Origin of the sequence: Budvicia aquatica DSM 5075 = ATCC 35567 (genome assembly GCF_000427805.1) — a bacterium.
In the GTDB taxonomy this organism is placed as follows: Bacteria; Pseudomonadota; Gammaproteobacteria; order Enterobacterales; family Enterobacteriaceae; genus Budvicia; species Budvicia aquatica.
The window spans coordinates 237,958-258,311 of the sequence record NZ_ATYS01000001.1 but is presented as its reverse complement, the minus strand read 5'-3'; the positions used below and the strand labels follow the sequence as shown (position 1 = coordinate 258,311).

Annotated in this window: 19 protein-coding genes; 10 read left to right on the top strand and 9 right to left on the bottom strand. The window is 43.2% G+C overall.

The window, feature by feature from the left end; genetic code table 11:
* Positions 1–19: 19 nt before the first annotated feature.
* Entirely contained in the window at positions 20–901 is an 882-nt protein-coding gene (locus tag YWE_RS0101175) for a LysR family transcriptional regulator (RefSeq protein ID WP_029092861.1), read from the top strand.
* Between the two features lie 79 nt (positions 902–980).
* On the opposite strand, the gene YWE_RS26265 is transcribed toward YWE_RS0101175, so the two are convergent.
* On the bottom strand, positions 981–1,523 hold the full coding sequence (locus YWE_RS26265; protein WP_051323120.1) for a GNAT family N-acetyltransferase: 543 nt from the start codon (positions 1,521–1,523) through the stop codon (positions 981–983).
* A 541-nt stretch (positions 1,524–2,064) separates the two neighbouring features.
* On the opposite strand from YWE_RS26265, the gene YWE_RS0101165 reads away from it, so the two are divergent.
* The 6 genes from YWE_RS0101165 (at position 2,065) to YWE_RS0101140 (ending at position 7,897) form a co-directional block, all read left to right on the top strand.
* Positions 2,065–2,844 carry a class I SAM-dependent methyltransferase gene (locus tag YWE_RS0101165; RefSeq protein WP_029092860.1) on the top strand — a complete coding sequence of 260 codons (780 nt, stop codon included), beginning with the start codon at positions 2,065–2,067 and terminating at the stop codon, positions 2,842–2,844.
* Positions 2,845–2,893: 49 nt separating this feature from the next.
* Positions 2,894–4,465 (top strand): nickel ABC transporter substrate-binding protein, encoded by a 1,572-nt coding sequence (nikA, locus tag YWE_RS0101160; protein WP_029092859.1) that lies wholly within the window; start codon positions 2,894–2,896, stop codon positions 4,463–4,465.
* Positions 4,466–4,527: 62 nt separating this feature from the next.
* Entirely contained in the window at positions 4,528–5,460 is a 933-nt protein-coding gene (opp1B, locus tag YWE_RS0101155; RefSeq protein WP_029092858.1) for a nickel/cobalt ABC transporter permease, read from the top strand.
* 2 nt (positions 5,461–5,462) lie between these two features.
* Complete coding sequence (opp1C, locus tag YWE_RS0101150) at positions 5,463–6,308, top strand: nickel/cobalt ABC transporter permease (protein ID WP_029092857.1); 846 nt, start codon at positions 5,463–5,465, stop codon at positions 6,306–6,308.
* 10 nt (positions 6,309–6,318) lie between these two features.
* A complete protein-coding gene (locus YWE_RS0101145; RefSeq protein ID WP_029092856.1) occupies positions 6,319–7,146 on the top strand; it encodes an ABC transporter ATP-binding protein in 828 nt (275 codons plus the stop codon).
* Complete coding sequence (locus tag YWE_RS0101140; protein ID WP_029092855.1) at positions 7,136–7,897, top strand: ABC transporter ATP-binding protein; 762 nt, start codon at positions 7,136–7,138, stop codon at positions 7,895–7,897. Before YWE_RS0101145 ends, YWE_RS0101140 begins: the two co-directional genes overlap by 11 nt.
* A 207-nt stretch (positions 7,898–8,104) precedes the next feature.
* Here the strand turns inward: YWE_RS0101140 and rluF are convergent, their stop codons facing one another.
* The 5 genes from rluF to YWE_RS0101115 all read right to left on the bottom strand — a co-directional run bounded on the left by rluF (position 8,105) and on the right by YWE_RS0101115 (position 12,892).
* A complete protein-coding gene (rluF, locus tag YWE_RS0101135; protein WP_029092854.1) occupies positions 8,105–8,977 on the bottom strand; it encodes a 23S rRNA pseudouridine(2604) synthase RluF in 873 nt (290 codons plus the stop codon).
* A 206-nt stretch (positions 8,978–9,183) separates the two neighbouring features.
* The gene (locus YWE_RS0101130; RefSeq protein WP_029092853.1) at positions 9,184–9,948 is read right to left on the bottom strand and encodes a TIGR03915 family putative DNA repair protein; all 765 of its coding nucleotides are present in this window, start codon (positions 9,946–9,948) and stop codon (positions 9,184–9,186) included.
* A gap of 4 nt (positions 9,949–9,952) precedes the next feature.
* Positions 9,953–11,206 (bottom strand): putative DNA modification/repair radical SAM protein, encoded by a 1,254-nt coding sequence (locus YWE_RS0101125; RefSeq protein WP_029092852.1) that lies wholly within the window; start codon positions 11,204–11,206, stop codon positions 9,953–9,955.
* 168 nt (positions 11,207–11,374) lie between these two features.
* On the bottom strand, positions 11,375–11,989 hold the full coding sequence (locus tag YWE_RS0101120) for a hypothetical protein (protein WP_029092851.1): 615 nt from the start codon (positions 11,987–11,989) through the stop codon (positions 11,375–11,377).
* A gap of 141 nt (positions 11,990–12,130) precedes the next feature.
* Positions 12,131–12,892, bottom strand: a complete 762-nt coding sequence (locus YWE_RS0101115; protein ID WP_029092850.1) for an AraC family transcriptional regulator — start codon at positions 12,890–12,892, stop codon at positions 12,131–12,133.
* Positions 12,893–12,993: 101 nt separating this feature from the next.
* On the opposite strand from YWE_RS0101115, the gene YWE_RS0101110 reads away from it, so the two are divergent.
* Positions 12,994–14,127: a multidrug effflux MFS transporter gene (locus YWE_RS0101110; protein WP_029092849.1), complete on the top strand. Its 1,134-nt coding sequence runs from the start codon at positions 12,994–12,996 to the stop codon at positions 14,125–14,127.
* Between the two features lie 39 nt (positions 14,128–14,166).
* Here the strand turns inward: YWE_RS0101110 and YWE_RS0101105 are convergent, their stop codons facing one another.
* Positions 14,167–14,766 carry an START domain-containing protein gene (locus YWE_RS0101105; RefSeq protein WP_051323119.1) on the bottom strand — a complete coding sequence of 200 codons (600 nt, stop codon included), beginning with the start codon at positions 14,764–14,766 and terminating at the stop codon, positions 14,167–14,169.
* A 923-nt stretch (positions 14,767–15,689) separates the two neighbouring features.
* Here YWE_RS0101105 and YWE_RS0101100 point away from each other — a divergent pair.
* Positions 15,690–16,241: a YfaZ family outer membrane protein gene (locus tag YWE_RS0101100; RefSeq protein WP_029092847.1), complete on the top strand. Its 552-nt coding sequence runs from the start codon at positions 15,690–15,692 to the stop codon at positions 16,239–16,241.
* A gap of 222 nt (positions 16,242–16,463) precedes the next feature.
* Here YWE_RS0101100 and YWE_RS0101095 read toward each other — a convergent pair whose 3' ends face one another.
* The gene (locus YWE_RS0101095) at positions 16,464–17,768 is read right to left on the bottom strand and encodes an anaerobic C4-dicarboxylate transporter (protein WP_029092846.1); all 1,305 of its coding nucleotides are present in this window, start codon (positions 17,766–17,768) and stop codon (positions 16,464–16,466) included.
* A gap of 71 nt (positions 17,769–17,839) precedes the next feature.
* A complete protein-coding gene (locus YWE_RS26260; protein ID WP_036014625.1) occupies positions 17,840–19,264 on the bottom strand; it encodes an aspartate ammonia-lyase in 1,425 nt (474 codons plus the stop codon).
* 136 nt (positions 19,265–19,400) lie between these two features.
* On the opposite strand from YWE_RS26260, the gene YWE_RS0101085 reads away from it, so the two are divergent.
* The gene (locus YWE_RS0101085) at positions 19,401–20,342 is read left to right on the top strand and encodes a LysR family transcriptional regulator (protein ID WP_029092845.1); all 942 of its coding nucleotides are present in this window, start codon (positions 19,401–19,403) and stop codon (positions 20,340–20,342) included.
* The last annotated feature ends 12 nt before the right edge of the window (positions 20,343–20,354 follow it).

The following is a 20,354-nucleotide window of genomic DNA, read 5'->3' as shown; positions in this document are numbered from 1 at the left end:
CAAATAGCAGGTAATTAACTTGGATATAAAGGTATTACGTTATTTTCTGGCGCTGGCCAAAGAAGAAAGTATCACCGCCGCGGCTGAATATTTGCATCTTACTCAGCCGACGCTTTCAAGACAGCTAATTGAATTAGAAGAAAAACTTGGCGTAAAGCTATTTATCCGGGGAAGTCGAAGAATCACCTTGACCGATGAAGGGATGCGATTACGCAAACGCGCCGAGGAAATACTGGAACTGGTTCAGAAGACCGAGGCTGAGTTTCAAGCACCGGCAGACACGATCCGCGGGGATATTTATATTGGTGGCGGTGAAACTTACGCCATGGGGAGCATCGCTGAAATAATAAAAGATTTACAGGATCATTATCCACAAATACGCTTTCATATATATAGCGGTAATGCCGATGACGTTACGGAAAGGATTGATAAAGGATTATTAGATTTCGGTATCCTGATTGGAACAGTCAACGTTAGCAAATATGAGTCTCTGCTCCTGCCAGTAAAGGATAAATGGGGCGTCTTAATGCGAAAAAATAGCCCGTTGGCTGAACGGTCATCTATCCGCCCTGAAGATTTATGGCACCTTCCACTTATCAGCTCAAAGCAGAAACATGTCGATAATGATATCTCTAAATGGATAAAAAGAGACTATGAAAAGCTGAATGTGGTGGCAACCTATAATCTGATTTTTAATGCAGCGTTGATGGTTGAAAAAGGCATTGGCTATGCGCTGTGCCTTGACCGGCTGGTTAATACCATGGGTGACAGCGATCTTTGTTTTATTCCTCTTGAGCCTGCATTAGAGGTTGAAATTGCCATTGTCTGGAAGAGATACAGTTTTTTTTCGAAAGCAGCAGAGCTGTTCTTGCAACGGTTAAAAATAGCGTTCGAGCGTTAATCGCTATTTGTGAGGCTAAGCTATCAATTTGGAATATTCTTTAAAAGCTAAGTTTTATGAAACAACGCCATAAGACGCTTTAGAGTAGGTTTCCGTCAAATAGTGGTTTTTTACTACACTCATCAGCCTTTAAATCCAACCTCATAAGAAGCTCATCATAAAATACGCCATCCACATATAACGCGGCGACATCTATGGCCCACTCTCTGAACCCAAATGAACGATAAAGCGCTTGTGCAGGATAATTAGTGGTAGCGACAGAAAGTTTTACCGTTGAGACCGAATTCGCGGCTTCTAATGCTGCTTTCATCAGTAATTTAGCAAGGCCGGTACCTCGCATTTCTGCTCGAACGTACATTCCCCATATAGTGGCTACATGGCGCAACTTTGGCGTAGTACTGCAACTAATTCCAATTATGCCCTGTAATTTATTCTCACTGTCGAATCCGCCAAAAACATTATCAGTATCAATACGCTCAGCAAAAAACTCTGTCGGTTTCTGACACCAATCTTCATACGATGCGCCAAACGCATTCGGATGAAGCCTGAGAGCTTCAAGCCTAACGCTTCTGAATTCGTCAAGTTCGCAGCGGCTAATTCGGCGCACTGAAAATGTATTCATTTTAGGTACCTTCTATCAAAATTATTAAAGCAAAATCATTATGAATCACGCAAATTCAATAGAAGTTAAATAACCATGTATCATGGTCGACTTGATTGTACGCGTAGGTGAAAAACAAACTTTTAGTCGTTCGGGGTGAAGCGCATGAGTAACGGCTCTAGTCATCTTGGCACCCCCATGAGTTTGCTTGCAGCAATAGGTGCCCTTGAATACCAAATCGAAACTCGTGATCTGGTTCGTCTTTTCCCCGCATAGCAATTAATTAAGCGCCGTCTGCACGTTCATTTCGCGCATTATCTTATTCCAGCCTATAGTTAATCATCTGCCTGACAAATATACCATTCCCATTTCATTTTTATGACCTGTAGCAAAAAAGTATGATGTTTTACTGTTTTTTGCATACTTATGGTTGAGATAAGCTTTACATCTCAGTAACATTCTTCTAAACCGATTTGCCACTCTGATAAAGACTCTGCTAGCGGCTAAATAAAAGCGCGTAAACTTAACTGGCCTTAAATCTTTCAATAAATCAGGACGCACTGTGACGCAATTATTCGATCAAAACCCAACAGAAAAAATTCTGCAAGATGTGAAGCAATACTGGGATAAACGAGCCGATGGCTACAACCAAGTCAATGTTGAAGAATTACAGAGTATTAAACGTACGCTTTGGCAAACAACAATTTTAAAAAATGCGCCCGAAAAGGCCTGTTTAAAAATTTTAGACGTTGGTACAGGTCCGGGATTTTTTGCTGTTACCTTAGCCATGGCGGGCCATGAAGTGACTGCTGTAGATGTCACACCCGCCATGTTGGAACAGGCAAAAAACAATGCCCGACAGCACGATGTCGATATTAATTTTGTTCAATCCGATGTACATACCCTTCCTTTTGACGAGCAGACATTCGATCTGATCGTGACCCGCAATGTTACCTGGAACTTAAAACACCCCTTTCAGGCTTACCAGGAATGGTTTCGCGTGCTAAAAACAGGCGGTCGCCTGATTAATTTTGATGCAAATTGGTATTTGCATTTGTTTAATGAGCACTATCGTCAGGGTTATCTTCAAGACCGTCGTAACGCCCAGAGTTCGAACATTGATGACCATTATGTCAATACAGATACCGTTGCAATGGAAAACATTGCTCGGGAATTGCCATTAAGCAAAGAAATGCGCCCTGCATGGGACTCGAATGCATTATTAATCTGTGGATTTACCAAACTTTTTCTTGATACCCGGGCCGCAGAAAACCTTTGGAATAGAGAAGAGAAAATCAATTATGCGTCTACTCCTATGTTTATGATTGTCGCAGAAAAATAGCCCCAGACTATTTTCTATATCACTTAACACAATATATCAGGCTATAAAAATGAAAAAATGCTCGAATATATTTATCTCTGTTCTGCTATTGATTTTTACTTCATTCAATCTTCAAGCGAAGCCGCCACAAGACAGCCAATTAGTTTATGCCAGCACTAAAGATATCCGTGATATCAATCCACATCTTTATTCCGGAGAAATGGCCGCTCAAAATATGGTTTTTGAGTCTTTAGTCATTAATACCCACGACGGCGTAAAACCTTTTTTAGCTGAAAGCTGGGAAATCTCTGGTGATGGTAAAAGCTATATTTTTAATCTGCGTAAAGACGTTACTTTCACTGATGGTGAAGCGTTTAACGCCGAGGCTGTAAAGCTAAATATGGATGCAGTACTGAGTAATTATCAACGCCATGCATGGTTGGAGTTAGTTCAACAAATTGAAATTGTCAATGTATTAGATACCTATCGCGTTGAAATAAAGCTTAAAAACTCCTACTACCCGACATTAACTGAATTAGGGCTGACTCGACCATTCCGCTTTATCTCTCCTAAGGCTTTTATTGACGGAAAAACTCAAAATGGCGTTAGTAGCTATACTGGAACGGGGCCATGGGTATTGAAAGAACATAAAAAAAATCAGTTTGCACAATTTATTACCAATCCGCACTACTGGGGAACTCCCCCAAAAATACATCAAGTGCTATGGCGTGTAATCCCTGAACGCCAGGCAATGTTAATGGCTTTACAAAAAGGTGATATTCACCTGATCTTTGGCGCTGATGGCGACATGGTAGATATGGATAGTTTTGAAGCGTTACAGGCATCGGGTAAATATAAAACGTTTATGAGTGACCCTATTGCTTCACGAGCATTAGTATTGAACAGCAGTCGCCCAATTACCGGAGATAAAGCGGTTCGCCAAGCCTTGCAATATGCCGTTGATAAACAAGGTATTGCTGAAGGCATTATGGATAACACAGAAAGCGTTGCCGATACCTTAATGGCTCGCAGTGTTCCCTACAGTAATATCGATCTGCCTATATATTCGTTTAACCCAGAAAAGGCCAGACAGTCACTAGATGCGGCAGGTTGGGTATTACCTGAAGGAAAAACGATACGAGAAAAGCAAGGTAAACCGCTGGAGCTGATGCTGTCTTATAACATGAATAATGCCGCTGAAAGAGAGATCGCAGAGCTAATTCAGGATGACTTTAAAAAGATAGGGGTCAATCTGAAAATCCTTGGGGAAGAAAAACAGGCTTTTTTAGATCGCCAAAAATCCGGAGATTTTGACCTACAGTACTCGCTATCGTGGGGAACACCTTATGACCCCGCTTCTTTTGTTTCCTCTTTCCGCATTCCCGCTCATGCGGATTATCAGGGACAAAAGGGATTAAAGAATAAGACACAAATCGATCAGATGATTGGTGAACTGTTGATTACGCCAGATGAGGGAAAACGTCAGGCGTTGTATACCCGCTTGTTTACTACACTGGCAGATGAAGCAGTTTATATTCCGCTAACTTACTCCAAAACGAAGGCGATTTTCTCACCGGCACTGCAAGGCGTTACCTTTAATCCCTCGCAGTATGAAATACCCTTTGAAAAAATGTATTTCTGAGCGTCTAACAATGGTGTTCAGATTTATCTTATGAGCAGAAAGGGTCAGGGAAAACAATAAACATGCGCTCTTATCTGCTTAAACGGCTAATCATGATGGTTCCCTTAACCATCATGATCTCATTTCTGGCGTTTGTTTTACTTAGTCTGGCACCTTCCGATCCGGCTGAGGTGGCGTTAAGAGTTAATGAAATCGTCCCGACTGACCTAGCTATTCAAAGCATGCGGCATGAACTGGGTTTAGACCGCCCTTTCTTGATTCGATACATTGATTGGCTATGGCGTTGTTTGCACCTTGATTTTGGCTCGTCCTTTGTGATGAAAACCTCGGTGCTGCATGAGTTTATGCTAGCTATCCCCGCCACGCTTTATTTAGCTGCAGTTTCTCTGTTTATTATCGTCACTTTATCTTTACTGCTGGGCATTAGCTGTGCCATGAGTGAAGGCTCTGTGCTTGATAAAATGGTGCGCGGCTTCATTTTCCTGATAACGGCAATTCCCAACTATTGGATTGGCTTGTTGTTGATTTGGCTTTTGGCCGTGAAGATGGATTGGCTTCCCGTTGGCGGTATGCTGGAAGTCAAAAGCGTTATTTTACCGGCAGTTACGCTCTCACTGGGATATATCGGCACTTATATTCGGTTGATCCGCGGCAGCATGCTGGGACAGCTACACCAGAATTATGTGCTGTATGCCAGAGCTCGCGGCCTGCCTGAGCCATTCATCATTGGCAAACATGTTTTAGTCAATTCGCTACAATCGTCATTAGTAGCAATTGGTATGAGTATTCCGAAACTGATTGCAGGCACGGTGGTCATTGAGAATATTTTTGCCTGGCCGGGTATTGGTCGATTATGTGTTGGCGCGATCTTCAGTCGAGACTATCCGATAATACAAGCCTATATATTACTGATGGCGGTACTCTTTCTGTTATTTAACTTCTTTATCGATTTGCTGCAGGTAAAGATTGATCCTCGTTATAGAGGGAAACAATAACTATGATTTCTCTCTTCTGGCTTAAATTGAAAAACGATCGTATTGCTATTTTTTGCCTGCTGCTATTGGGAATAGTGGTCATATGTGGCATTTTCGCCCCTTATATTGCTCCGCATGACCCCACATTAACCGCGGTCAGAAATAAATTTCAGGGCATCAGCCTACTCTATCCGCTGGGAACTGATAACCTTGGTCGCTGCATTTTTTCCCGATTGTTATTCGGCATACGGACAACCGTTTTCTATGGCATGTTAGCCATGAGTATTACCGTGCTAATTGGCGGCGTGATCGGCGTGATCGCGGGTTATTTTAGGGGAACCATTGATGATATTCTGATGAGAATCTGCGATGTTGCCCTCTCTTTTCCCGGCGAGGTAATGATTTTTGCATTAGTGGGTGTTATGGGCCCCGGTATCGGTAATATTTTGCTGGCTATTATTCTCGTGAAATGGACATGGTATGCGCGAATGATCCGAGGAGTTGTAATGCAGTACAGCAATAAAGATTATGTCAATTATTCCCGTATTATAGCCGCTCCCCCCGCACATATTATGAGAAAACATCTATTACCGGTTACTGCGGCAGAAGTCATTATTTTAGCGTCAACCGACATTGGTAGCGTCATACTGATGATTTCAGCCCTTTCATTTTTAGGCCTTGGAGTACAACCACCTTCACCGGAATGGGGAAGTATGCTAAGCGAAGCCAAAAACGTTATGTTATTACACCCAGAGCAGATGCTACCTGCAGGTGTTGCAATTGTCGTAGTGGTTGCCTCGTTCAACTTTATCGGTGACTTTCTACGTGACGTTTTTGACCCTGCTTATCACATCCGAAATAAAGAGTAACGGTAAGATGATGAGAGAAGATACTTTACTACAAGTAAAAGGATTATCGGTTTATGACAGTCGCTACCAGCGTACTTTAGTCAACGATATTCACTTTTCGCTTAAAAGGCACGACTGCATTGCTATTGTCGGCGAAAGCGGTAGTGGCAAGAGCCTGTTGTGCAAAAGTATTATCGGTCTACAATCCCGTTGGCTCAATATCAGTGGCGAAGTGCAATTTCAGAGAGTTAATTTGCTCACACTGTCGGCTAATCAGTGGACCGCTATTCGCGGAAAACAGATTGGGTTTGTCATGCAAGATGCCATGAGCGCTTTCGATCCGTTGTATAGCATTGGCAATCAGATTACGGAAACGCTGAGTCATCATTTTACACTAAGCCCAAATGAATTAATGGATCGTGCAAGAACCCTCTTAAGCAATATGCAGCTTCATAATATTGATGAATTGTGGAAAAAATATCCGCATCAGCTTTCGGGTGGCATGTTACAGAGGGTTATGATTGCACTTACGCTGGCATCTGAACCGGTACTGATCGTTGCCGATGAACCGACAACCTCGCTCGATTGTATTACTCAATACGAAATCATCCGTCAATTTGCTCAGTGGCGAATTGAAAAGAGCACCTCGATGATCTTTGTTACTCATGATTTAGCTTTGGTCCGAGAATTAGCTCAGTATGTTGTGGTGATGAAAGATGGCCATATTGTTGAACAGGGTATAACAGATAAGATTTTTGATGCCCCTGCTCATAATTACACTCGCCATCTTATTGATACTCGAAGGCGTCTGAGCCAGAAATTTAACCGACTTATTCAAGGAATGCCTCATGTTACTTGAAGTCTGTAACGTGGAAAAATCTTACCCGTTAGCCGGAAGTGGATTATTTTCTAATAAAAAACGCCAAATTATAAATGACGTGAGTTTTTCACTAGAACAAGGCGATTGCATTGGGGTCATTGGAGAAAGTGGCAGCGGTAAAAGCACACTGGCGCGCCTAATCTGCGGTTTAGAAATGCCAAACCGTGGACATATCAGGCTTAACGGAAAAAATGTCGTCATCGCCGATACTCGAAAAAATCATATTAGCGTGGTCTTTCAGGATTATGCATCTTCCGTTAATCCGTTGATGACCGTGTTTCAAATGCTGTCAGAACCATTATTACTCAATCAGAAACTGAATCGTCAACAGTTAGATGCGCGCATATCAGAACTTTTATTACTGGCAGGATTACCTGACGATTTGAAACCACGCCATGCTCATGAGCTTTCTGGCGGTCAAATTCAACGCATAGCAATATGTCGAGCCATCGCGACTAATCCTGAGTTGATTATTTTGGATGAAGCGATTAGTTCTTTAGATGTATCATCACAGGTTCAAATTCTGGATTTACTGGCAAGATTAAAGTCACAACTTAACTTATCCTACCTGTTTATTACTCATGATATTCAAGCTGTTGCTTACCTATGTAATAAGGTGCTGTTTTTTTATCAAGGTCGCATTATTGAGCGATGCAATATTGATGATCTGGTATCAGTAAAGCATCAGTATGCTCAGCGATTGCTTAAATCAGTGGTTTCTTTTGATTAGTTTCATATGTGATAAAACGGTAAAACTACTTATTATCACTGTCATTGGTTCTAGGGTTCCTTCATAAAAAATTGCATTTATCTTAGCCCGGTTCAAGGTACCATCCAAATTGCCGCCAATCTTCACTGGCATTTATGGCCTTTGTTGACGCAATACGAGAAAAGAGCGGCTAACTAAACTCAATAAAGTCGATAAGTGCCTATAAATTTAGCGCCCTTTCTTTTTACGCCCGGGCTGGGTAAAGCGCTTACGAGAAGCCGTGTTATCGCCATTTTTTTCGGCGTTTTTCGGCCCTTTAATACTCGGCTTTTTGGCTACAGCGGATTTAGGTTGCACTTTTTTCGCCGATTTCTCTTCGGATGACGATCCTTCAATCAGTTTAAATAACGCAATCAGTTCATCATCGGTTAAGTCTCGCCACTCGCCTAATGGCAATCCTTTTAAACTAATGTTCATGATGCGCGTACGTTCAAGCTTGGTGACTTCATAGCCAAAGTGCTTACACATACGGCGAATCTGGCGGTTAAGCCCTTGTACTAGCGTAATGCGCAACACAAAGGGGGCTTCTTTCTTGACTTTGCATTTTTTGGTCATCGTTCCCAAGATGGGTACACCGGCACCCATACCTTGAATAAACTCATCGGTCACCGGTTTATCTACGGTCACCAGATACTCTTTCTCGTGATTATTTCCGGCACGAAGGATCTTATTGACCAGGTCACCGTGATTAGTCAGAAAAATCAGCCCCTGAGAATCCTTATCTAAACGCCCGATCGGAAAGACGCGCTTGCTGTGGTTAACGAAATCGCTAATGTTATCCCGCTCACCTTCTTCCATGGTGGTGATGATCCCAACGGGTTTATTGAGTGCGATAAACACCAGATCTTCTGCATCACGCGGTTCGATAATCTGACCGTTAACCTTAACTACATCTCCGGCAAAAACCTGAGCGCCAACGGAGGCACGTTTACCGTTAATAAAAACATTACCCTGTTCAATGTAACGATCGCCGTCGCGACGAGAACAAATTCCGCTTTCGCTGATGTATTTGTTAAGACGAATAGATGAGTTGGTTAGCATGTTTCCTCCATAAAAAGAGGACTATACCTTAATTGAAGAGGAATGATAAATTTGTCCTGACTGATGCTAAAAATTAAATGCCATGCTCACTTAATAGGGGCATTTTTGTGATCTTGCCCCCCTTTTATCAGGATGATATCTCACTTCATAAACGAGTGAATAAGCTCATAATGACAGATATCGTTTTAGCCAACTTGCCTTACTCACTAACCCTGCATCTCCGGTAATATATGCCAAAAACGTGCCGGCATATGTTGTCTTTGCTGGCGCAGATTCTTCCTCTCTTTAATGCTGATGGCTTTGAAGTAGCCTTTCCAGAGCGCCTGAAATAATGCTTCGTCTTGGGCAAGCAATTCCGGGTTAAGTTTGCCATCCGTCAGGCTGCTTTCATCAGGTAAAGTTATCTGTTCTACCTTATGCAGATCATAATAAAAGCCGTAGCCGCGCCGGGTGTCATACAGCGCCCACTGTTGGTCAGCAAAACGTTGGGTGAAATGGCGTATAGTAAATGGTAAGACGTTGTAATCCGGCGTTACCACGGAAAAGAAAATGTTCTCTTTGGTCTTTTGAAAGCGGACAAACTGAATCAGATACATCTGATCTTTACTGACCTTTTTGGCCAGCTTTAACATCTCAAATACGTCTTCATCGCTGAAGTGGGTTTCAATGGATTGAGGTGAATCGATAACTTTGCAGATATATCGAAAAAGCAGTACGTCAGCGCCCTGCTGCTCAGATTGCCAGACGTACATCATATGATTTAGTGCTTGCTTGGAGAGTTTTTTCTGCAATGCCTTCCATACGCGGTCTGATTTATGCGCATCGGTCACAGAGGTATGGACTCGCTGCATAAACATCGGCTCAATATCACCCTCGGTCAGTAGCAGTTCAGGAAATATTTTAAGCTTATAGGCATCAAAAACTACGCTGAGCAAGCCATCAAAGGTATTGTCGTAATAAAAGATCGACATAAGGTCAGAAACCTAATGAAAGCTGCTGTGCTGCATAGGGTTGAGAACTTGGCTCGCGTAATACCTGTTTAACATACTCTGGGGTTGCCTCATGGATGGTGTGTAACGGCAGTTCATTGTTAGTGATAAAATACTGTGCCCGCTTCAATACCACACCGATCTTTTTAAGCCCGTTGAGGTTAAGCCTGCCGTGCTTTCGTGCAGAAACAATCAGCTTAGCTGATTTAATACCAATGCCAGGGACCCTTAATATCGTGGCGTAGCTGGCCGTATTAACGTCTATCGGAAACCGTTCCGGGTGCCGGATAGCCCAAGCCAGCTTTGGGTCCATGTCCAGATCGAGATATGGCGATTGGTCATCGAGAATTTCATTGGCGCTGAATTGATAAAAACGCATTAGCCAGTCAGCCTGATATAGCCGGTTCTCACGCTTTAATGGCGTATCAACCGTAGCCGGGAGCCGCTTATCGTTGGTATTAACCGGAATATAGCCGGAATAATAAACTCTCTTCATGCTCTGGCGCTGGTACAGCGCGGATGAAAGCATCAGTATGTCTTTATCATTATCTCGTGCAGCACCGACAATCAGCTGTGTGCTTTGACCGGCGGGAGCAAAACGCGGTGCCGAGCGATATTTTCGTCGCTCCTCCAGGCTTTGTACCATGCCCTGTTGGATAAAGTTCATTGGCTTGTACACGCTTTGGTGATCTTTCTCCGGCGCTAACAGCTTGAGATCTTCCTCAATCGGGACTTCGAGATTAACGCTCAGGCGATCGGCATATAGCCCGGCCTGATGAATCAGCTCAGGACTGGCTCCGGGAATGGCCTTCATATGAATATAACCATTGAAGTGATGAACGGTGCGCAGGTCTTTAACCACCCGCAGCATTTTTTCCATGGTATGGTCAGGACTTTTAATCACGCCGGAACTGAGAAATAACCCTTCAATGTAATTACGTCGGTAGAATTCAATGGTCAGCTCGGCTAGCTCTTTTGGGGTAAAAGCCACCCGTTCAATGTCGTTACTACGGCGGTTAACGCAGTATGCACAGTCATACAAACAAAAATTGGTCAGTAAAATTTTCAGCAAAGAGACGCAGCGGCCATCTTCAGTAAAACTATGGCAAATACCCCACCCGCTGGTACTGCCAACGCTACCCGGCTTATTACCACGCGTAGTCCCGCTGGACGAACAAGACACATCATATTTTGCCGATTCGGCCAGAATAGTCAGCTTATGCAGTACGCTCTCTTTCATTTTACTCCCCCGAATAGCCTTTTTTCACACTTCACCATAATACTGTTTATTTATACAGTATTGCAATAGTGATGCAGAAACACGCTGTGATCTGCAGCAACAATAGTGCAAGGAACCGGTGGCGTTAAGGGGATAAATATTGAATTAAGAGAAGCCAAACACGCAGATTTAGCCGTTATTTAATTTTATTGCATAGTCTTGCCATGGAAACGAGCGGGTATGCGGCGCAAAAAAAACAGCGGTACTGATGCCAATTGCCGCTAATCCAAGGCAAAGCGCACTCTCTGCTGAATCATGTTCAGAATCGAAATCAGGATTGGTATTAAATACGGACTCGTGCCGAGGTGAGTAAGCTAAAACACTTTCGTAATCGATTGATCCCCCCCACATTGCACCAGAATAGTAGACGACGGTTGTATTTAACTTTTGGGCCAGCGCAAATAAGTACCGGCGGAATGTCTGTGGCGGTAAGCTATCGGGGTTATGGATCTTTTCTACATCAGAATTCAGCAATGCGCTATCAGCCTGTAGGTTAGTCAGAGCAGACCACTCAATAAATGGCTCGCCATACCATGTTGCCGCATGATCGCCCGCCGATTTCACCGGCCTGATCACTACCAGTCCTTTAGCCGGTAAATTATGCTGATGGCCAGGACTATACCAAGGGTAGTCATTCAGATCGGGAATAACATAGGTAAATGGCGATAGTTGAGGATCGGCTGCAATATATTGAATGACTTCATCTGAAGCGGGAATCAGTATTTCATCGGCATACCATGTCATTTTAGTCATATCCTTATTTGAGTTATGGGCTTATATCTAAGCAAAACTATACCATTGGATAATAATTATTAATCTAATACAACCGGTACGCTGAATCGCCTTTTTACCAGACGATATAACGTTAGAATCGGTACTTAATCCCTACGGAAGCGGATAGCGGGTCGGCGTTGTTCCCGTATGCTGACGAAAAAAAGCGATAAATGCACTATCGCTGACAAACTCCATTTGCTGCGCGACCTGATTTATGTGCAGCCCATCCGCCAGCATTTCCATTGCCTTTAGCAGCCTCCATTGTTGTCGCCAGCTCTGATAATTCATGCCGGTATCTCTGATGAAAATACGGCTGATGGTACGCTCACACGCGCCAATCTGTTGCGCCAACTGGCTCAATCGGGGAGGTAATTCGCCCATACGCACCCTGTCCAGCCATAAGTTCAGGCGCGTATCTGAGGGAAACGCTAATCGCCAGTTTTCACTGCGTGCGGTTTGAATTTCTTCACAAAAAACGGCAATAAGGCTGAGCTGTTGCTCCGCTGGCATTCCCCATGGCCAGAATGCCATCCGTTCAATGACTTCGAAAAAAAGAGGATTAACCTCGACGATCTGTAATGGCAGTTCAGATAATGGCAATGAGCTTGAAAAGTACAGCGAACGATACGCCATAACGCCACGCATTATGGCACGATGAACCGTACCCGCCGGGATCCAAGCAGCGCGACGAGGTGGAAGTAGACACAGGGTTTTCTCCAACTCAATAGTGATGCTACCCACTGCTGAAAAGAGTAATTGGTGACGCTGATGACTGTGTCGACCGGAATCGTGTACCCCAAGATCGGCTGCAATCCCAACCACTGGATCATCAAAACGATCGGGATCAAAAATCTCGTCCTGTGCAATTTTCACTTTTATGTCCAATATTTTATATATTTAGTCCTGATAATTGTAATCAGACATAATCATTTCAGCAATAATAGCCTTCATTCCTGAATTGTTAAGACGCTGCCATGCATACTATCAATCGACCACCACTATGGCTGTTAACGCTGCTGATCATGTTTCCACAACTGGTGGAAACCATATACAGTCCGGCGTTGCCGGATATCGCCCACTCATTTATGGTGAGCAGTGAGCGGGCCGCTCAGACTCTGTCAGTTTACTTTATTGCTTTTGCCGTAGGGGTAGCATTATGGGGCTACCTGAGTGACCTTATTGGTCGACGCCCTGCCATGATGTCCGGACTTGTTTGTTATGCTGCGGGCTCCCTGATGGCAACAATAACGACAGATTTCCATATATTGTTATTGGCCCGGATGGTTTCGGCTCTGGGCGCGGCGGCAGGATCTGTCGTGGTACAAACCATGCTCCGGGATAGCTATGAATCAATAAAACTGGCTCGTGTATTTTCAGTCATGGGAGCCGCGCTGGCTCTGAGCCCGGTATTCGGTCTTCTGAGCGGAGGCTGGATTGTTAGCCTCTGGGGCCATATGGGGGTGTTTATTGCACTGTCGTTGTTGGCAGTCATGTTGCTGGCACTTAGTGCTATTATTTTGCCGGAAACGCGGCCAGCTCAGATAATTAGCCCTCGAATAGGGCATTTGGCTGCACGCATGCTTTGCGACGGTTCGCTCTGGCGAAATGCAATGCTGGTCTCACTGCTTAATGCGATGATCTTCAGTTACTACAGTTTAGCGCCATTTCTTTTTGAACAGTTGGCGTGGGATTCCAGAGCGTTTGGATGGACCGGATTATTACTGGCTCTCGCCTCGCTGACTGGCAGCATGCTAAACCGAAGATTACTGGCCGCAGGCAATGGACCGCAACAGCTGGTGCGACATGCCTGTAGTCTGGCGTTGTTTTCAAGCCTTATCGCCTGGACTTTACAAACTTCGGCATGGGTTTTAGTACCTGTGGCGGGTGTTGTCATCGCTTATGGTATAGCGATCCCTAATGTTCTAAGCCAGGCGCTGCAGCATTACCGTGAGCAGGCTGGATCGGCCGGGGCATTGTTCGGGCTGACCTACTATTTACTGTTGGGTTTCATGCTGGGAGCCGCAGCTCTGGTGCAACAGCTGGGACTTGTGTTGGCAGTTTGTGCACTGGCCGCTTGGTTATGCAGACCCTGCTCGGACCGGTACTGACATAAATAACGGACGCTTTACTGAATAGTCTACGCCCTATTACTTTATAGCTTCCGCATGTTGCCTGAAGGCTTTCAATGTCTCAAACGGACCATCGACAACAAACTTATTGGCTAACCAGGCCGGAACGCTTCCACCCGGTTCAGCGGCAACCTGATAAATAACCTGGGTTGTTTGTGAATCTATAGGGATGAATTTCCAGAAACCGTCAAGTTTGGTTATACGAATATGGTCTTTGGCCGCGGGCACATTTTCGGGTAATGCCGATACTTTAACCACAATCGTGCCGTCTTCCTCCAGCTCTGCGTGGCTGTAAATAGAGAGGTCACGGTCAGACACTGGCCAAGCAGCTTTAATTTGTGAGTAAGCCCAGTAATCGTAACCCTGCTGTTTAATTAATCTGGCCTGTTTGCAGCCGTACATTAATTGGCAGGACAGAGACATATCAGCCAATATGCTGGCAATTGCACCGGGTGGGGCTTTGATGATTGTTTCGGCTCGATAGGCTTTAAATGAAGAGTCCTGTGGAGTAGATAAAAAGACGCGAATGCCCTCTTTATCCATTTCAAGCTCCCAATTTTCTGCATGGCTGGATAAGCTGATAAACAGCAGGATGACTGTCAGAATTCGGTATGCCATGATTAATCCTTTAGTGATGATTCCCTTATTTCCTACCGGTATAATAGCCCTATTTGATATCAATCATCTAGGGCTCTTTACATTACCAGCTAATCCGCCACCCGATGTTTCCAGCTATTTAAAAAAGGAACGCCTTATTATCTTGCCCCTATCGATGTCGAGAATAATATTTGGCCATCTGTATGTTGTAAATTCATAAGATCTATGTTTTTTCATCGCGCAGTTTAAAAACACATTCCGTGTGAATTTTTAATAGATTTAAAAATTCAATGGGGTTTTGGGTATTAGTTTGTTTGCTACCAGTCAAATCATCATTGAATTGGTACCGATCAGCGTGACGACCAGGTTATAAATCATATGAAAAGTATATTTTCAGAGGTGTGATTTTGATGAATATCTCTTGAGTTATTAAAAAAACAGTTAATTCTTATATTAAAAAATATTAATTAACTGATTAATCTGTCATGTTAATTAACTGTAACAATCGTTTTTCATCACCTTACCAGTCGCGATTCCGCTTCGAAAAGTATCATTTAAGTTAATAATTTATGTTTTATAACAATGTCTTGCATGGTTTCTTTTGACTTGTCATAATTGTACATACAACTCCTGTATATTTAATAACTTATTAATCAAAGAAGTTTTTAATATAATTAGCTTTTAATAACTGTTTAATAACTATTTTAATTGAATCTTTGTGTTTTAATTATCTCACTTATGATTCGTCACATGATTATGACAAACGGTTTGTGGTCGTTTTAAGTGTTGTAATGAAGATTACTTATTTAAAGCCCCGGCAAACAGTTTAAAGGATGTTCTTAAATACGGAGATGAATTGTATCACCTGAGTCTATATAGATAAATAGCTCAGGTAGTGAATCATAATTTCAACAATATAAACTCAATAATTTAGGATTATCCTTATGAAAAAGTTAGTGGCCTTATCAGTATTATCTTTAATTTCATTACCAGCTTTAGCTTCAGATCTTAATACCGTTCTGGGTGTGGAAGCGGGTCATAAACATACTCAGTTAAGTGCTGAAATTCTGCCAAGCGAAAATGGTTTCTTCTATAACTCTGCGTGGACTAAAAATTTCAGAGATGGCGTAAACGTTGCGTCTGCCGGTGTTGGCTATCAGCATTCAGTTGGTCTGGTTGACGGCTATGTAGGAATTAAAGCGGCTTATATTGCACCTAAAAAAGGTGATAATGGATTTGCAGCCCCATTTGGCGGCGGCGTTAGAATTCATATGACTAACGATATTTATGCATACGGTGAAGGCTATGTTGCTACACGCGGCATGAATAATGCGGTTCAGAAATATGTTGAAGTAGATTCAGGCGTTGCTTATACCCCGAAAGAGAACGTTGTTCTTAACGTCGGTTACCGTTATATGGGCGTTGATGGCAAATCTGAAACACCAAACCATGCCCTAATTGACGGCGCTTATGTTGGTGCTGGCTATAAGTTCTAACAACATAGAATAGCAATCTACGGATTTGGTTGATGTGATCAACCAAATCCGTGTTTTTTCTTCCTATCCAATCTCCCCATCCATGCCCTTTTAGATTAACGATTTTCTTAGTGTTTATTCGGAAAATGATTACTCGACTATGGCTACCCGACTTCAAATTCACCGTTTTTATTATTCTGTGTATCAACAGATAACGCTGATTTTTAGTGTGAAAAACTTAAATCATATAAAGATATTTGCCAGTAAAAAGCCGACCGGAACGGCACAGACGATCCCCAGTAACCCGGGTAAAAAGAACGGGTGGTTAACAATAAAGCAGCCATTCCACTTTTTACTTAAGAATGAACCGGTATCATCGGTCGCAACTGCAAAGGCAGTGGTTGGATAGATATTGGTAATGTATAAAGCGCTGACGGCAACAAAACTGGCAAGAATGGTACCCGCATCTACATTTAATGATGCTGCAATAGGGATTAATAGTGCACTGGTCGCCCCCTGACTGAACAACAAAGCACTTGTAAAGAAGAACACGACGGCCAGAAGTGCCGGATAATCGCGTAGCCACGCCCCTGCTGCCTCCTTAATTTCCGGTACGTGAACACCAATAATTGTTGCACTTAGCCAAACAATACCCAGTACAACAACCAGTGATTCAGCTCCGTCTTGAAATATTGGTGCTTTTTTTATCGATACTAAGGGAACCTTGCAGGCAAGCACCATGATGAATGAGGTGAGCAGCATGGTAATAACGATAATATCTTGCGAGCCTAACTTATGCCCTATCAGCGGTTTAAACAACAGCATCATCACAATAAATGATACGCCGGCCAGAAATATCCATACTGAACGTTTAGCTTCAGGCGTAGATTCGGTTAACTTTACGTCTGCGGGGATAAAGTTCACTAATCCCTTATCTATCCGGTCACGATAGATTGGATCATCCTTTAACTCGATACCCTGTTTACTAGCAACAAATGCCGCTACCGCTGAACCAAAGATTGCCGCTGGTATAATGACGCACAATGCCGAGCCAAAACTAACACCCATCTTTTCGACCACCACATACATTGCGGCCGTTGCTGCGGATATTGGTGATGCGGTAATCGCTATTTGCGAGGCTACGACGGCAGAGCTTAACGGTTGACTTGGCCGAACGCCATTCTCTTTAGCGACCTGTTGAATGACATTAAGAACAGACATTGCGGTATAACCTGTTCCTGCCAACGCGGTGAGTACGAACGTTGTTGCCGGTGCCAATATATTGATATATTTGGGATGGTTTCTTAACAACTTTTCCGCGCACTTTACCAGATATCCCATACCACCGGCTTGTTGCATCACAGAAAGTGCCAAAATTACCGATAGGATTATTAACATCACCGCGATGGGAATATCACCGGGGGGTAATCCAAGTAAAAAAACGACAATGGCTAGCCCTAATCCTCCAGCTAATCCAACCCCGATCCCACCCAGACGAGCGGCTAATATAATTGTGCCAATTAATATAACTATTTCTAATATTAACATACGATTATCCTAATTATTATTATAGTGGACGATGTTATAAATACGGGCCAATTCAAGCCCGCATACAGCAGCTATTTGCTCTCTCGGTGATAACGATTGATTGCTGCAGAACTCGCTGCAGGATCGGTCATAGTCAATGGATCGAGTAAATAATCTGCCTGCTGTTCCGTCAGGATTTTTTCGGCGATCGCAACTTCTTTAACGCTTAAGTTCTGTTCAAAAGCCTGAATGGCAACCTGACTGCCAATCTTGTATCCAAACAGGGTTGAAATAACGGTTGCTAGAGCGGTGCTTTGTTCTGCATAACGGCGGCAGACTTCCACATTAGGTGCTAGGTCAATAAGACACTTATCGATAAGAATAGGTATTGCCTTAGTTAACAGGCCGCAGGACTCAAATAGTGCTTTAATAATCACAGGTTCCCATACGTTAAGATCTAATTCCCCCCCTTCTACGGCCATGGTTATGCTGAGGTCGTTGCCAATAACCTGATAAGCAATCTGATTAATAAGCTCGGGAATCACAGGATTAATCTTTCCCGGCATAATTGATGAGCCAGGTTGCACTGCCGGGATATAAAGTTCATTTAAGCCGGCTCTGGGTCCTGATCCTTGCAGGCGAAAATCCGTTGCCATTTTTGACAGAAATACCGCTAATTTTTTAATTTGTGCGGCAACTTCAAGGTAAGCATCGCCATTTTGTAATCCATCAAAAAAATTTTCTTCTGCAACAAATGGCTCTTCGGTTATTTGTTGTAATAAAGGATATACATGCTCAAGATATCCCTCATGGGTGGCTAATCCAGTCCCTACAGCTGTTGCACCTAATGGCAGTGAAAATGTTTGTTGCCGAGCATCAATTAGAGATTGGTGCAATCGTTTGACCTGATGAAAATAGCCGCTGAACTGCTGGCCTAAGGTGATTGGAACTGCGTCTTGTAGACAGGTACGGGCGAGTTTAACCACGTGACTAAAGTCATTTGTTTTCTGTTCCAATACATTTTTTAACCGCTCTACAACGCAAATCAAGTCAGCCAGGTTTATGCAGCAGGTAATTTTCATGGCTGCCGGAATAACATCATTGGTTGACTGGCACATATTGACGTGAGTATTAGGATGAACAACGTTGTAGCCTTTGCTGCCAGTTAGAATTTCGTTGGCCCTATTAGCAATGACTTCATTCATATTCATATTGGTCGAGGTTCCGCCCCCTCCCTGAAAGACATCAATTGGGAACTGGTTATCAAATTTATGCTCCATGACTTCAGTCGCAGCCTGACTAATCGCTTTTGCTATGTCAGGAGCCAGTGCACCAATTTGACAATTTGCCTCTGCCGCCGCGCGCTTAATTGCTGCAATCGCCCAAAGATAATTCGGTATATCAACGGCCGTTCTCCCTGATACGGCAAAATTCAATCTGGCTCTTTCAGTCTGGATGCCATAATAAGCATCATCCGCAATCATCATATTTCCTAATAGATCGGAATCTACTCTCATATCAAAAATCCTCTGGTTGAATTAATTCAATTCACTCTATGACAGGGTTTTTATTTAAAATGAGAAGTGGATCGGCTACGGAAGTGTATTTAGAAATATAATGATGAGTATTAGTAATATTTATAATGTGGCCAAAATGGAAAAGATTCTGTTTGATCTTCATCAGCTTAGAGCATTTATTACCGTGATTGATGCGGGATCTTTTAGTGCTGCGGCTCGGCAGTTAAATCAAACTCAATCAGCGATTTCTCAGCTAATTTTGCAACTGGAAAAGTCACTAAACTGCCAGTTAATCGATCGCCGTACTCGCCCGGTTAGAGCAACGCTATTAGGCCATGAATGCTATAAATTCAGCATTAAAATTCTGGCAGAATGCAAACAAATGCAAAACTGGTTACACGTTATAGAGAGTGGAAAGTTACCGCTTTTGCGCTTAGGTTTAGTTGATTCCGTCGTGGCTGTCGCAGGGCTGCAAATTTTAAAATACTTGCAACCTAAAGTAGATAAGATTCACCAAATTACAGGTACAGCACCCGAACTATTGACGGCACTTCAGGCAGGTAAACTGGATATTATTATTACCATGATTAATGGAGATGTCCCTGATTCATTATCCCTTTATCCATTGATCACTGAAAAGTTCTTTGCCGTTACGCCAAATGACTGGCCAGAACAAACAATCGAACAATTGTGTAAACATCATAATTACATTGCATACTCTCACCAAACGCCAACCGGAACTCAAACCCAGAATTGGCTAAAATGGCGTAATTTAAGGCCTAATATTCAGTTTGAGTTAGCCAGAGCCGACCATATTCTATCGATGATTGCTTCAGGTCACGGCTGGACGCTGGCAACACCGATGTTTCTGGCTAACGATTTTAGCCTATTATCGAAACTCAACTGTAGTCAGGCCCTTTATCCAGGGTTAACCCGGAAAGTAGCTATCCTATGCCGCCATGGGGTATTAGAAAACTTTATCCCTGCATTACTGACTGATGTTAAAGAAATTCTGGACGCTACTATATATCAACGTATGGCTGAACGCTGGCCATGGATGTATCAGGAGCCGATTTAAGGATGGGCCTTT